The sequence below is a fragment of the Streptomyces sp. NPDC054786 genome (assembly GCF_053611685.1).
This window is the reverse complement of record NZ_JBSHAW010000022.1, coordinates 94,365-107,010: the sequence shown is the minus strand read 5'-3', so window position 1 is coordinate 107,010 and position 12,646 is coordinate 94,365. Positions and strand designations below refer to the sequence as shown.

At 70.4% G+C, this 12,646-nt stretch carries 14 protein-coding genes; 9 read left to right on the top strand and 5 right to left on the bottom strand.

What is annotated here, in order from left to right:
• Positions 1-178 precede the first annotated feature (178 nt).
• On the bottom strand, positions 179-1,813 hold the full coding sequence (locus tag ACWGI6_RS19900; RefSeq protein WP_453268723.1) for an FAD-dependent oxidoreductase: 1,635 nt from the start codon (positions 1,811-1,813) through the stop codon (positions 179-181).
• A 252-nt stretch (positions 1,814-2,065) separates the two neighbouring features.
• Between ACWGI6_RS19900 and ACWGI6_RS19895 the strand changes: the two genes are divergently transcribed.
• The 7 genes from ACWGI6_RS19895 to ACWGI6_RS19865 all read left to right on the top strand — a co-directional run bounded on the left by ACWGI6_RS19895 (position 2,066) and on the right by ACWGI6_RS19865 (position 7,367).
• The gene (locus ACWGI6_RS19895; RefSeq protein ID WP_453268722.1) at positions 2,066-3,184 is read left to right on the top strand and encodes a SchA/CurD-like domain-containing protein; all 1,119 of its coding nucleotides are present in this window, start codon (positions 2,066-2,068) and stop codon (positions 3,182-3,184) included.
• 69 nt (positions 3,185-3,253) lie between these two features.
• Positions 3,254-3,688, top strand: coding sequence for a cupin domain-containing protein (locus ACWGI6_RS19890; protein WP_393908917.1), 435 nt, complete (start codon positions 3,254-3,256; stop codon positions 3,686-3,688).
• Entirely contained in the window at positions 3,685-4,953 is a 1,269-nt protein-coding gene (locus ACWGI6_RS19885; protein ID WP_453268721.1) for a beta-ketoacyl-[acyl-carrier-protein] synthase family protein, read from the top strand. Before ACWGI6_RS19890 ends, ACWGI6_RS19885 begins: the two co-directional genes overlap by 4 nt.
• Positions 4,950-6,200, top strand: a complete 1,251-nt coding sequence (locus tag ACWGI6_RS19880; RefSeq protein ID WP_453268720.1) for a ketosynthase chain-length factor — start codon at positions 4,950-4,952, stop codon at positions 6,198-6,200. The genes ACWGI6_RS19885 and ACWGI6_RS19880 overlap by 4 nt, the downstream gene beginning before the upstream one ends.
• A gap of 15 nt (positions 6,201-6,215) precedes the next feature.
• Positions 6,216-6,503, top strand: coding sequence for an acyl carrier protein (locus ACWGI6_RS19875; RefSeq protein ID WP_393908920.1), 288 nt, complete (start codon positions 6,216-6,218; stop codon positions 6,501-6,503).
• 1 nt (position 6,504) lies between these two features.
• Positions 6,505-6,978: an SRPBCC family protein gene (locus ACWGI6_RS19870; RefSeq protein WP_393908921.1), complete on the top strand. Its 474-nt coding sequence runs from the start codon at positions 6,505-6,507 to the stop codon at positions 6,976-6,978.
• 56 nt (positions 6,979-7,034) lie between these two features.
• On the top strand, positions 7,035-7,367 hold the full coding sequence (locus tag ACWGI6_RS19865; protein WP_453268719.1) for a TcmI family type II polyketide cyclase: 333 nt from the start codon (positions 7,035-7,037) through the stop codon (positions 7,365-7,367).
• Positions 7,368-7,480: 113 nt separating this feature from the next.
• On the opposite strand, the gene ACWGI6_RS19860 is transcribed toward ACWGI6_RS19865, so the two are convergent.
• From ACWGI6_RS19860 to ACWGI6_RS19850, 3 genes are all read right to left on the bottom strand, one after another.
• A complete protein-coding gene (locus tag ACWGI6_RS19860) occupies positions 7,481-8,509 on the bottom strand; it encodes a methyltransferase (RefSeq protein WP_453268718.1) in 1,029 nt (342 codons plus the stop codon).
• Positions 8,510-8,516: 7 nt separating this feature from the next.
• Positions 8,517-9,620 carry a right-handed parallel beta-helix repeat-containing protein gene (locus ACWGI6_RS19855; RefSeq protein WP_453268717.1) on the bottom strand — a complete coding sequence of 368 codons (1,104 nt, stop codon included), beginning with the start codon at positions 9,618-9,620 and terminating at the stop codon, positions 8,517-8,519.
• Positions 9,621-10,134: 514 nt separating this feature from the next.
• Positions 10,135-10,509: a VOC family protein gene (locus tag ACWGI6_RS19850; RefSeq protein WP_393908925.1), complete on the bottom strand. Its 375-nt coding sequence runs from the start codon at positions 10,507-10,509 to the stop codon at positions 10,135-10,137.
• A gap of 457 nt (positions 10,510-10,966) precedes the next feature.
• Between ACWGI6_RS19850 and ACWGI6_RS19845 the strand changes: the two genes are divergently transcribed.
• The gene (locus ACWGI6_RS19845; RefSeq protein WP_453268761.1) at positions 10,967-11,347 is read left to right on the top strand and encodes an ArsR/SmtB family transcription factor; all 381 of its coding nucleotides are present in this window, start codon (positions 10,967-10,969) and stop codon (positions 11,345-11,347) included.
• 304 nt (positions 11,348-11,651) lie between these two features.
• Positions 11,652-11,819: a hypothetical protein gene (locus tag ACWGI6_RS19840; RefSeq protein ID WP_393908926.1), complete on the top strand. Its 168-nt coding sequence runs from the start codon at positions 11,652-11,654 to the stop codon at positions 11,817-11,819.
• Here ACWGI6_RS19840 and ACWGI6_RS19835 read toward each other — a convergent pair.
• Entirely contained in the window at positions 11,788-12,582 is a 795-nt protein-coding gene (locus tag ACWGI6_RS19835; RefSeq protein WP_453268716.1) for a CDP-alcohol phosphatidyltransferase family protein, read from the bottom strand. The two genes, ACWGI6_RS19840 and ACWGI6_RS19835, sit on opposite strands and share 32 nt — an antisense overlap.
• Between the last annotated feature and the right edge of the window lie 64 nt (positions 12,583-12,646).

The following is a 12,646-nucleotide window of genomic DNA, read 5'->3' as shown; positions in this document are numbered from 1 at the left end:
AGTTGCGGGACGCGGCCGGGGCGGTCCCGAGATGCCCCTGCGGTGGTGACGGGCAGAAGATACGTTCGCGCGCCGGAGGGGCCGGCGGATGTCCCACCGGTCCCTCCGTAATCAGCAGCCCCGTGCGTCTCTCACCCTGTCCCGGCCGTTCGAACGGCCGCGGGCGGTCCGGACGGGGTCAGCTCCGGCACAGCAGCGCTTCGAGGACCTCCCGGAGCGCCGCCTCGGGATCGGCCACCCGTCCCTCGGCCCGCCACGCCACGAATCCGTCGGGGCGCACCAGCACCGCGCCCTCGGACGTCGTCCCGTGCTTCTCCGCCCAGTCGGCGCCGTCCTCCGGAGCCAGATCGTCGTCCGGCCCGGTACCGATCAGGTAGCAGTCCAGCCCGAGGGAGAACTGCTCGTTGGCGCCCTTGGCCGCGGTGCGCCACATCTCGCCCTCGGAGCCGGTCAGCAGGACGAAGGACTTCTCGTACAGATCGAGGGTCGAGCGCCGTTCACCGCCGGCCTGCAGCCACATGTGCGGGGCCCGGGTGCCCGGTTCGCCGGTCAGCCGCATCTGGTCGGGCACCACCGGCAGCTCCGGGTCGGCGCCGACGACGGCGCCCTGCGGATAGCAGTACCCCAGGGCGACGGTGAGCACCCCGCGCTGCTTGCCGCCGCCCGCGCCGGGAGCCGGCGCATACCCAGGGTGGCTGTGCTCGGCCGAGCGCGCCGAGGCGCGGGCGCTGGTCTCCCGCGCCACCGGCTGCCGTTCCGCCTCGTACGTCGCCAGCAGCTCGGGGCCCGCCGAGCCGTTCAGCACCGCGGCGAGCTTCCAGGCCAGGTTGTGGGCGTCCTGGATACCGGTGTTGGAGCCGAACGCACCGGTGGGGGACATCTCGTGGGCCGAGTCGCCGGCGAGGAAGACCCGGCCGGCCGCGTACCGCTCCACGACCCGCTCGGCGGCGTGCCACGGGGCCTTGCCGGTGATCTCAACGTCCATATCCGGTACGCCCGTTGCCCGGCGGATGTGGTCGATGCAGCGCTCGTCGGTGAAGTCCTCCAGGGTCTCGCCCCGGTCGGGGTGCCAGGGGGCGTGGAAGACCCAGTCCGCCTGGTTGTCCACCGGCAGCAGGGCGCCGTCGGCCTCGGGGTTGGTCAAGTAGCAGGCGATGAAGCGACGGTCGCCCACGACGTCCGCGAGCTGCGGCGCGCGGAAGGTGATGCTCACGTTGTGGAACAGGTCGCCGGGCCCGGTCTGCCCGAAGCCCAGCCGCTCCCGGACCGGGCTGCGGGGGCCGTCGGCGGCGATGAGGTAGTCCGCGTGCACGGTGGTGAGCTCGCCGGTCTCCCGGTTCTTGAGGGTCGCCCGGACCCCCTGCGCATCCTGTTCGAAGGAGCTCAGCTCGGTGGAGAACCGCAGGTCACCGCCGTGCTCGCGGGCACAGCGCACCAGCACCGGCTCCAGGTCGTTCTGGCTGCACAGACACCAGGCGGACGGGCTGATACGGGCCAGCCCGCCGCCCGGGTCGATCTCCTTGAACAGCCACTCCTGGTCGTCGCCGGTGAGCGAACGGGCCTGCAGGATCCCGTGGTTGTCGGCCAGCACCGACGCGGCCTCGCGGATCCGCTGCTCCGCACCGGCCACCCGGAACAGCTCCATCGTGCGGACGTTGTTCCCCCGCCCGCGCGGGTGGCGGGAGGTGTCCGAGTGCTTCTCGACCAGCAGATGTCTGACACCCAGGCGTCCCAGGAACAGCGACGCGGACAGGCCGACCAGGGACCCGCCCACGACGAGTACCGGAACCCGGTCTTCGGCGGTGGGATTCATTGCGTGCTCCAGCTCCAGGGACGCTTACGGCAGATGGAGCACGAATGCCCGGCTGAGCCCGTGTTCGATCACGGTTCACCTGCATGGCTCACAGATCTCGCGCCACCCGTGCGTCCCGGCCACGATCGAATCCGGGACGCCCCCCGCGACACCGGGCAGGCCGCCCCCACCATCCGGCTCAGTCCCCCGGATCGCACCGGAACTGACGACGCACCACTGGGGCCATCGGGCCCCGAAGGAGATGCGTAGACGATGACAACGCTGTCGGAACGAATATCCCAGTCGGCCTTCGACGGCTCCCGGCTGCGGGTCGTGCTGCTTCTGGACCTCCACGACGGGGCCCAGCAGGACTTCCTCGAAGCCTACGAGCACCTGCGCAACCAGGTCGCGTCCGTCCCCGGACACATCACCGACCAGCTGTGCCAGTCCATCGAGAACCCCTCCCAGTGGCTCATCACCAGCGAATGGGAGAGCGCACCGCCGTTCCTGGCCTGGGTCAACAGCGAGGAACACGTGAAGATGGTCCAGCCGCTGCACGGCTGTGTCCGTGACACCCGGTCGCTGCGCTTCAGCGTCCTTCGCGAGACCTCGAACATCGCCAGCCTCGCGCCCGAGCCTCCCAAGGGCCGCCTGCAGGCCAACCCCCGCGTCGGCGACGGGGTGGTCCGGCACGCGCTGACCTTCACCGTGAAGCCGGGCAGCGAATCGATGGTCGCGGACATCCTCGCCGGCTACACCTCCCCGGAGGCCCGGGTCGACGACACCACCCGGCTCCGCCGCACCTCTCTCTTCATGCACGGCAACCGCGTCGTGCGCGCGGTCGAGGTACAGGGCGACCTCGTCGCGGCGCTGCGGCACATCTCCCAGCAGCCCGAGGTCCGGGCCGTCGAGGAAGCCGTCAACCCGTATCTGGAGCAGGACCGCGACCTCAGCGATCCGAACTCCGCCCGGGTGTTCTTCACCCGGGCCGCACTGCCCGCGGTGCACCACGTCGCGGCGGGCGGCGAGCAGCCCGACGGCATCAAGCGGCATGCGCTGTTCTACCCGGCCAAGGAAGGGTGCGGCATGACGCTGGCCCAGATGCTCGCCCGCCAGGACGAGCTGGCCGCGGACGATCCGGCCTGCCCCATCGCCGGCAGCACCATCTTCCAGCGCGACGACGTGGTCGTGCGGCTCATCGATCTCCGGATCCCGATCGACAGCGATCCCATGCTGGCGCTCGGCGTACGCGGCGCCCGTAAGACGGCCGTACTGCGGCGGCTGCTCGACACCGAACTGGCCGGCGGTCTGTCCAACGACCGAGAGCTCGCGCATTTCCTGGAGCGCGCCGACATGGCCCTCATCACCGATCGCCGGGCACCGGGCGTCTGACTGCGCCCGGTCGCAGCAGGTCTCTCACTCTCATTCAACCCCGGCCTCACGCCCCTGGAGGAAGCAGCCATGACCACGCACCGCCCACGCATCGTGGACCTCAGTGAGACCCAGCCCAACCGCCGGCGCGGAGGTGATCTGCGCGCCATGCTGACACCCAGCGCGGTGGGCGCCACGAGCGGCTTCATGGGCATGGCACTCGTGCAGCCCGGCGAGCGCATCGGCGAGCACTACCACCCGTACTCCGAGGAGTTCGTGTACGTCGTCCAAGGCGCGCTCGAAGTGGACCTCGACGGGGAACCGCACCCGCTGCGCCCGGACCAGGGGCTGCTGATCCCGCCGTACATGCGGCACCGCTTCCGCAATGTCGGAGACGTGGAGGCCCGTATGGTCTTCCACCTCGGCCCGCTGGCCCCGCGCCCGGAGCTCGGGCACGTCGACACCGAGGGCACGGAAGAGAGCACACCGGTCGCACCACCGGAACGCACGGAGCCGGTGTCATGACCCGCCGTGTGGCGGTCACCGGCGTCGGGATCGTCGCTCCGGGCGGTGTGGGCGTGGCCGCCTTCTGGGACCTGCTGTCCGCAGGCCGCACGGCGACCCGTGGCATCACCCTCTTCGACCCGGAGGGGTTCCGCTCACGTATCGCCGCCGAGTGCGACTTCGATCCCGCGGCCCACGGGCTGAGCGAGGAGCAGGTGGCCCGCTCGGACCGGTACATCCAGTTCGCGCTGGTCGCCGCGGACGAGGCGCTGCGCAACGCAGGCCTGGACACGGAGACCCAGGACCCCTGGCGTATCGGGGTGTCCCTGGGCACCGCGGTCGGCGGTACCACGCGCCTGGAGCACGACTATGTCGCCGTCAGCAACCACGGTGAACGGTGGGACGTCGACCACCGGCCGGCCGGCCGCCATCTGGAGCGGGCGTTCTCCCCGAGTTCGCTCGCCTCCGCGGTGGCGGAACAGATCGGCGCCCACGGCCCGGTGCAGACCGTCTCCACGGGCTGCACCTCCGGCCTCGACGCCATCGGTTACGCCTTCCACTCCATCGAGGAGGGCCGGGTCGATGTGTGCATCGCCGGCGCGTCCGACTCACCGATCTCCCCGATCACCGTGGCCTGCTTCGACGCGATCAAGGCCACGTCCGCGAACAATGACGATCCCGCTCACGCCTCCAAGCCGTTCGACGCCCATCGCGACGGATTCGTGATGGGCGAGGGCGGCGCCGTACTCGTCCTGGAAGAGCTGGAACACGCCCGCGCCCGCGGCGCGACGATCCACTGTGAGATCCGTGGTTACGCCACCTTCGGCAACGCGTACCACATGACCGGTCTCACCCAGGAAGGCCTGGAGATGGCCGAGGCGATCAACCGCGCACTCGGCCACGCCAGGATCGACGCCACCCAGGTGGACTACGTCAACGCGCACGGCTCGGGCACCCAGCAGAACGACCGGCACGAGACGGCCGCGGTCAAGCGGTCGCTCGGCGCACACGCCCGCAAGGTGCCGATGAGTTCCATCAAATCCATGGTGGGCCATTCACTCGGGGCCATCGGCGCGATCGAGATCGTGGCCTGTGTGCTGGCACTCACCCACCAGGTGGTGCCGCCCACGGCCAACTACGAGACTCCGGACCCGGAGTGCGACCTCGACTATGTGCCCAAGACGGCACGGGAGCTGCCGCTGCGTTCGGTGCTCTCGGTCGGCAGCGGCTTCGGTGGATTCCAGTCAGCGGTAGTACTGACCCGACAGGGTGGGAGGGCATCATGAGCTCCCCGAAGGAACGTCGTTCCGTCGTCACCGGTATCGGTGTCATCGCCCCCAACGGGGTGAGCACCGAGACCTTCTGGAAGGCGACCGTGGAGGGCATCAGTGTCCTCGACCACGTCACCCGTGACGGGTGTGAGCATCTTCCGCTCAAGGTCGCCGGCGAGGTCCGCGGGTTCGACCCGGCGGATCTGATCGAGGAGCGCTACCTCGTCCAGACCGACCGGTTCACCCACTTCGCCATGGCGGCGGCCAACCTCGCGCTGGACGACGCCCGTCTCGGCCGTGCCGACTACAACGACTCACCGTTCGCGGTGGGAGTCGTCACGGCCGCCGGATCGGGCGGCGGTGAGTTCGGCCAGCGGGAGCTGCAACGGCTCTGGGGTCAGGGCTCGCGCCATGTCGGCCCGTACCAGTCGATCGCCTGGTTCTACGCGGCGAGCACCGGACAGATCTCCATCCGCGGCGGTTTCAAGGGGCCGTGCGGAGTCGTGGCCAGCGACGAGGCGGGCGGTCTGGACGCCCTGGCGCATGCCTGCCGCACCATCCGGCGCGGCACCGATGCCGTCGTCGTGGGTGCCGCCGAGGCGCCTCTGGCCCCCTACTCGGTCGTCTGCCAGCTCGGCTACGACGATCTGAGCAAGCTCGACGATCCGGTCCGCGCCTACCGCCCGTTCACCAGCGGCGCATGCGGATTCGTGCCCGCCGAGGGCGGCGCGATGCTGATCGTCGAGGAAGAGGCGGCGGCCGTGAACCGTGGGGCGAGCGTCCGGGCCGAGTTGTCCGGGCACGCCGCGACCTTCACCGGAGCCTCCCTGTGGGAGGAGTCCCGGGACGGGCTCGCGCATGCGATCCGCGGCGCACTGGAGGATGCGCGGTGCGCCCCGGAGGAGATCGATGTGGTGTTCGCGGATGCGCTCGGCGTCCCTGCGGCCGACCGGGCCGAGGCGCTGGCGATCGCGGACGCCCTGGGCCGGCACGCCTCGCAGGTCCCGGTGACCGCACCCAAGACCGGCACCGGCCGGGCGTACTGCGGCGCCCCCGTCCTGGACACCGCGGCTGCGGTGCTCTCCATGGAGCAGGGCGTCGTGCCGCCCACCCCCAACGTCGTCGACGTCTGCCACGACCTTGACGTGGTGACCGGCAGGGCCCGCCCCGCCGAGTTGCGGACGGCGCTGGTGCTGAGCCGGGGACTGATGGGCTCGAACGCGGCGCTGGTGCTGCGGAAGGGCTCCCCGTCCCCCTCGTGAGAAGGAGAACCGCACATGAACGCTCAACTGACGCTCAATGAGCTGGCCGCGCTGATGAAGTCTGCCGCCGGGCTCACCGTCGACCCGAAGGAGTTGGCGAACCGGCCCGACGCGACCTTCACCGAGTTCGGCCTGGACTCGCTCGGCCTCCTCGGCATCGTGGGCGAGCTGGAGAACCGGCAGGGCCGGCCGATGCCGACCGACGCGGAGCGCTGCAAGACGCCGCGCGACTTCCTCGCCCTCGTCAACACCGCTCAAATCGCCCAAACAGCCCAAGATAACGTGTCTACGACAGGAGCCTGACATGCCTGGCCACACCGAGAACGACATCACCATCGCGGCGCCCCTCGACCTCGTCTGGGACATCACCAACGACATCGAGAACTGGCCGCAGCTGTTCAGCGAGTACGCCTCGGTCGAGGTGCTGTCCAGGGAAGGCGACAAGACCACCTTCCGGCTGACGATGCACCCGGACGACAACGGCACGGTCTGGAGCTGGGTCTCCGAGCGGGTCGTCGACCGCCGGAACCGCACCGTCCGCGCCCGCCGGGTCGAGACCGGTCCCTTCGCGCACATGGACATCCACTGGAAGTACGCCGAGATCCCGGGCGGCACCTCCATGCACTGGACCCAGGACTTCGCGATGAAGCCCGAGGCCCCGGTCGACGACAAGGGCATGACCGAGCTCATCAACCGCAACTCCCGGATCCAGATGGAGCTCATCCGGGACCGGATCGAACAGCGTGACCGCGAGCTCCGGTCCGCCGCCGTCAACTGACGGCCCGCCAGGTCGCGTTCGGACCGCCGCTCGGCGGCAACGAAGGGATCCCCCCGATGCATCATGCTCTGATCGTCGCTCGTATGGCGCCCGGTTCGGCTCCGGACATCGCCGAGGTCTTCAAGGCCTCCGACCGTACGGAACTGCCGCATCTGGTCGGCGTCTCGCGACGGACCCTCTTCCAGTTCGGTGACGTGTATCTGCACCTCATCGAATCCGACCGGCCGCCCGGCCCGGAGATCGCCAAGGTGACGGAACACCCCGAGTTCCGCGCCGTCAGCGACAAGCTGTCCACCTTCGTCAGCGCGTACGACCCGGAGACCTGGCGAAGCCCCAAGGACGCGATGGCCCAGCAGTTCTACAGCTGGCAGCGCGACGGCAGTGGCTGACGCGTACGCGGAGCCGAGGTGATCCCCTGGCTCCCGCGCCGTCCCGGACAAGGGCAAGGTCGCCCGGTGAGGAACAGTCTCCTCACCGGGCGACCTGCCGTGCCGGGTCCTTCTCATTCGGGGACGGTGCACTCGAACGCGTGCAGATACGGATTGACGACCAGGAGCTCGCCGACCTTAAGACCGGCTTCCGCCATGCGGCTGACCAGGCTCGCCTTGGTGTGCTTCGCGCCGCCGACGTTGAGGAGCAGCAGCAGGTCCATGGCGGTGGTGAACTTCATCGAGGGACTGTCGTCGACGAGATTCTCGATGATCACGACGCGGGCGCCCGGCCGGGCGGCCTTGACGACGTTGTGCAGCGTTCTGCGGGTGCTCTCGTCGTCCCATTCCAGGATGTTCTTGATGATGTAGACATCGGCCTGGACGGGGATGTCCTCGCGGCAGTCGCCGGGCACGATCCGTACCCGCGGGGCGAGCGGGCCGCCGTCGCGCAGCCGGGGATCCGAGTTCGCCACGACGGTGGGCAGATCGAGCAGCGTGCCTTCGAGAGCGGGGTACTTCTCCAGCAGGCTGGCCAGCACATGCCCCTGGCCGCCGCCGATGTCCGCCACCGACGACGCACCGGTCAGATCGAGCAGCTGCGCGATGTCCTGCGCCGACTGCTTGCTGGAGGTGGTCATCGCCCGGTTGAAGACCTCGGCCGAGTCCCCTGCGTCCTGGTGCAGGTACTCGAAGAACCCCTTGCCGTACAGGTCGTCGAAGACGCTGCGGCCGGAGCGGACCGCATCGTCGAGCCGCGGCCAGGCTTCCCAGGTCCACGGCTCCGTGCACCACAGCGAGATGTACCGCAGGCTGTTCGGGGTGTCCTCCCGCAGCAGCCGCGACATGTCCGTGTGGACGTACTTCCCGTCGTCGGTCTCCGCGAAGATCCCGTAGCAGGACAGGGCGCGCAGCAGCCGTTCCAACGGCCGAGGCTCGCTCCCCACCGCGGAGGCCAGTTCCTCCGCGGTGGTGGGCCGGTCGCCGAGTGCGTCGGCGACGCCGAGGCGCGCCGCCGCCCGTACGGCCGCCGCACAGGCAGCTCCGAAGACGAGCTCCCGGAGCCGCATGGCCGGCTGGGGGGTGGAGCTTACGGTGGTCATTCCGCCTCTATTCTCCGGTTGAAGGGTGCACCCCGTGCACCTCGTACCGTCGGCACAGACCGGCTGGCTTCGAGGTCCGGCACACGTTGTGGACGAATCGGTTTCCCTTGCCCTTGGGGTCCCGGTTGGCCAGGTCCACCGGCTTGTTGTGCAGCACGACGTTGTCGATGACGAGATTGCGCTCGCTGAGCGCCTTCACGAAGCTGGGGAAGAGGACGACGCCGCCGGAGAGCGGGGATTTGCCGACGTTGTCGCGGATCAGATTGCGTCGCACCAGCGTCTTCTCGGCGCCGGTGAGGACGATGCCGGACCCTTGGATGAACGGCAGGCGGCTGTTGCCGGCGCAGTACTTGTTGTTCTTGACGATGGTGTTGTTCCGGACCGTCAGCGCTCCCGCCCGGGGGCGGGATTCGTCGCCGACGATGAACACTCCGCCGCAGTTCCCGGTGATGGTGTTGTTGGCGACCGTCAGGTTTCTGACGCGCCGTACGGTGATGCCGATGCGGTTCTTCGCGAGATGGTTCTCGGTGACCGTGGCCCCGCGGGTGTTGGTGGCCCCGCCCTCCTCCTTGACCGTGTTCGCCAGGAAGATGCCCGAGTCGCCGTTGCCGGTGACGACGTTGTCCCGGATCAGCGCGCGGGTGGACCTCTCCTGGGCGATGCCCCACACGCCGTTGTGCCGGGCCGCCACGTGGTGCACGGTCAGCCGGTCGGTGCCGGAAGCCCAGATGCCGGACTTCTTGAAGCCCCGGACGGTCAGCGAACGGATGCTGACGTCCCGCAGCGGCCTGCCCGCCGTGCCGGTGACGCAGATGCCGTTGCCGCTGTGCCCGCAGGCGTTCTCGGCCCGCTTGCCGGACGGACTGATCACCGTCTTCCGGCCCGCACCGACGAGGTGCAGCCGCGACTTGCGGATCAGTACGCTCTCCCGGTAGTGGCCGGGCCGGATGATGACGGTGTCGCCCGGCCTCGCTCTGTCCACCGCCTGTTGGATCGACTCACCTGGGTGGACGACATGCCGTTCCCTTGCGTCGCACGGCGATGCCGCGCCGAGGCCGCCGATCATCATCGCGGCGACGCAGCTCATGTATTTCATCTGTCGTAGCGCCATGAGGCGAAGCTATGGGCGATCACTCCCGCTCGCCACATGTGGTGACCCGGCGATGACGGTGTGTGCACCCGCCAGCTTTCGACACGCCGTCAAGTCCGCTGCCCGGCAGTGCACCGGACTGCCGATCAGGGCCGGTCACAGGGCTTCTCCCGGTCCTCGTCGACGGCGCCGGCCGGGCCGGTGCACGGCCGGCAATCGGCCGGGCCGGAATCAGCTGACCGGGTATCGGACGGGGTGCCGGGCTGAGCGTCGGGCCGGATATCCGACGGGTCATCAGCCGGCCCGTCCGGCCACACCTCGGTCAGGAACGCCGCGAGGCTGGTCGGCAGAAACCACGGGCGGGCGCGGGGAACGGTCACGGAAGACCAACGCGCCAGGCCCGGCCGACGACACCCGCTCAGGGCGGCGAGCGCATTTGATCACCCCAACGGCCGCGGGGAGGCGGCCGCTGAACGGGCGTCGGCCGCCCCCCTCAGCGGCCGCGGCGGATCGCGCAGGGCTGAGGCCCGCGGGATCAGCCCGCCCGCTCGGCCGCGCTGCGCTCCACACAGAACTCGTTGCCCTCGATATCGGCCAGCGTCGCCCACCCGGTCCCGTCGGCCCGCCGATGGTCGGCCACCAGGGCCGCGCCGAGCGCCAGCAGCCGCTCGACCTCCTCGTCGCGGCTGCGGTCCTGTGGCTGCAGATCCAGATGCACCCGGTTCTTCCCGGCCTTGGCGTCGGGCACCGTGACGAACAACAGGGCGCCACCCGCGGCCGTGACCGTGGCCTCCGGGTCGCCCGGCAGATCGTCCTCGGCCAGCGTGCCGTCCAGTACCTGTGCCCAGAAGCTCGCCAGCCGGTAGGCGTCGGTGCAGTCGATCGTGGTGTGACGTACCAGTGAAGTCATGGGCGTCACTATGCGGTTGGGGGGCAGGGGGTTGTCCACCCACATCCGGTGTACGGGGCGGTGCCCGCGGTTCCGGCCCCGCGACCGGCGCCGGTACCGGACGTCCCGTCATCGGCGGCCCCCTGCCGGCCCCTACGGCAACTGTGTCCGTCCGCCGGGGAGTTCGTGACAAAACCGGCACCACGGTCCGGCGGCGGGCGGCGCGGTCCGGCGGGCCGTCGGCAGCGGGACGGGCGCGTGGGATGACCGCGCCCTGCATGCCCCCGGTTTGTCCGGCACACCCATTCAAGTCGCCCGCCCCGGTCGTCTACAGTTGCAGAATTCCGCAATTCAACAGATGACGCGATGGCCGGTCGGCCTGAACGCGGAGGACATGCGTGGGCGGTTTCGCCGAATCGGTACGGAAACGGGTGCGCGCGGCGCGGTCCGCGCCCGGTCCCGGGAGCGGGGCGCGGAGATGAACGGCGCCTGGGTTCCGCTCTGTCAGGCCAAGGCCGACTTCTTCCGGATGCTGGGTCATCCGGTCCGTATCCGGGTGCTGGAACTGCTCCAGAGCGGGCCGATGCCGGTACGGGGTCTGCTCTCCGCGATCGAGGTGGAGCCGTCCGCGCTCTCCCAGCAGCTGGCGGTGCTGCGCCGCTCGGGCATGGTGACGGCCACCCGCAGCGGCTCCACCGTCGTCTACGAGCTGGCCGGAGGCGAGGTCGCGGAGCTGTTGGGCGCCGCCCGCCGGGTCCTCACCGAGGTGCTCGCCGGGCAGCATGCGCTGCTCACCGAGCTGCGGCAGGCGGAGGCCGGCGTACTGCCGGCGGCCGACGGGGTGGGGGCGGTCTCGTGATCCGCCCACTGCGCCCCGCGGACGCCGGCCGGCCGGGCACGGACCGCTCGTTCACGACCGGAAAAGGGTGACGCTGATGTCCGGCGCACCGAGGCGTAAGGGGCCGCCGCCGTGGCGGGCGGTCCGCTCACGTACCTGCATACCCACGCCCTCCGGGCCGGGGACCGTACGGCCCTGCCGCGGGCGACCCCCCGGACGAGGACCGCTCCGCACCGCTCGCGGACACGGCCGTGCGTGCCCGGAGAACGCCGCCCGCCACCGCACCTCACCGCGCTGCGGCGTCCGGCGGGCCCGTACGACCGCGGTGCGCCCCGGGACACAGCTGGCCCGGCTGCCCGGTGCGGTACTGCTCACCCAACGGGCTCCACGGCGCAGCCTGTGGCGGCAGGTGCTGCTCTCCATCGTCGTGACCAATCTGCTGCTGGTCTTCCTGGCGCTGGTCATCTATCTGGGCCGGCACGCCGGGACGTGACGCGGAGGCCGGCGAGCGGGCCGACGTCCACCACCGGCGTCCTGCTCACCCCGCCCCCGGTCCGCCACAGCCACGCGACATCCCGTCCGAAGGACCACACGAGGAGCCCCAGCGCCACGGCCACCGCGGTGACCGCCGATGCCTGCGGCAGGATCCCGGTACCGGCCACGACCAGTACGACACCCTGCAGCGCCGCCACGGTCTTCCGGGCCGTGCTGGGCGGCAGGGCGCCGCGCAGCCACGGGAGCACCCAGGACGCCGCGACGAAGGCGTACCGCATGAGGCCGATGCTCAGCACCCAGCCGCCCAGCGGTACCGCGACATGGACACAGAGCACCAGGATCAAGAAGGCGTCGACCTCCATGTCGAAGCGCGCACCCAGTGGCGTCGCCGTTCCGGTGCGCCGGGCCACCTGCCCGTCGACCGCGTCCAGGACCAGCGCCACGGCGGCGAACGCGATCAGCACCGTGACCGGTACCCGCCGGGCGAAGGAGTCCGCGACCAGCGCGGTCACCCCGCCGACGAGAATGGTGCGGGCCAGAGTGACGCGGTTGGCCGGTCCGAACGACGTGGTCCACGTCCGGCGCAACGCGACGGTCAGCACGGCCCAGGTGGCCACGGCGAAGACGCAACCCGTGAGCCACCCCACGGTGCCCAGGCCGGCCACCCGGCACAGCACTTCCAGAACCAGCAGTTGCACACCCATACCGGCCGTAATGTCCGGTCCGAACGGCCTTGTGTCGTAGCGCTCTTGTACGGCCACCCTGCCTCCCGGGATGTGTAGCGGAGTCGATGGGCGCCGCGTAGGGTGACGGCGTCCTCATGAT

What these genes read in the sequence shown, in the direction of transcription:
- ACWGI6_RS19900 (WP_453268723.1), bottom strand. Translation starts at nt 1,813, where the DNA reads ATGAATCCCACCGCCGAAGACCGGGTTCCGGTACTCGTCGTGGGCGGG.
- ACWGI6_RS19895 (WP_453268722.1), top strand. Translation starts at nt 2,066, where the DNA reads ATGACAACGCTGTCGGAACGAATATCCCAGTCGGCCTTCGACGGCTCC.
- ACWGI6_RS19890 (WP_393908917.1), top strand. Translation starts at nt 3,254, where the DNA reads ATGACCACGCACCGCCCACGCATCGTGGACCTCAGTGAGACCCAGCCC.
- ACWGI6_RS19885 (WP_453268721.1), top strand. Translation starts at nt 3,685, where the DNA reads ATGACCCGCCGTGTGGCGGTCACCGGCGTCGGGATCGTCGCTCCGGGC.
- ACWGI6_RS19880 (WP_453268720.1), top strand. Translation starts at nt 4,950, where the DNA reads ATGAGCTCCCCGAAGGAACGTCGTTCCGTCGTCACCGGTATCGGTGTC.
- ACWGI6_RS19875 (WP_393908920.1), top strand. Translation starts at nt 6,216, where the DNA reads ATGAACGCTCAACTGACGCTCAATGAGCTGGCCGCGCTGATGAAGTCT.
- ACWGI6_RS19870 (WP_393908921.1), top strand. Translation starts at nt 6,505, where the DNA reads ATGCCTGGCCACACCGAGAACGACATCACCATCGCGGCGCCCCTCGAC.
- ACWGI6_RS19865 (WP_453268719.1), top strand. Translation starts at nt 7,035, where the DNA reads ATGCATCATGCTCTGATCGTCGCTCGTATGGCGCCCGGTTCGGCTCCG.
- ACWGI6_RS19860 (WP_453268718.1), bottom strand. Translation starts at nt 8,509, where the DNA reads ATGACCACCGTAAGCTCCACCCCCCAGCCGGCCATGCGGCTCCGGGAG.
- ACWGI6_RS19855 (WP_453268717.1), bottom strand. Translation starts at nt 9,620, where the DNA reads ATGGCGCTACGACAGATGAAATACATGAGCTGCGTCGCCGCGATGATG.
- ACWGI6_RS19850 (WP_393908925.1), bottom strand. Translation starts at nt 10,509, where the DNA reads ATGACTTCACTGGTACGTCACACCACGATCGACTGCACCGACGCCTAC.
- ACWGI6_RS19845 (WP_453268761.1), top strand. Translation starts at nt 10,967, where the DNA reads ATGAACGGCGCCTGGGTTCCGCTCTGTCAGGCCAAGGCCGACTTCTTC.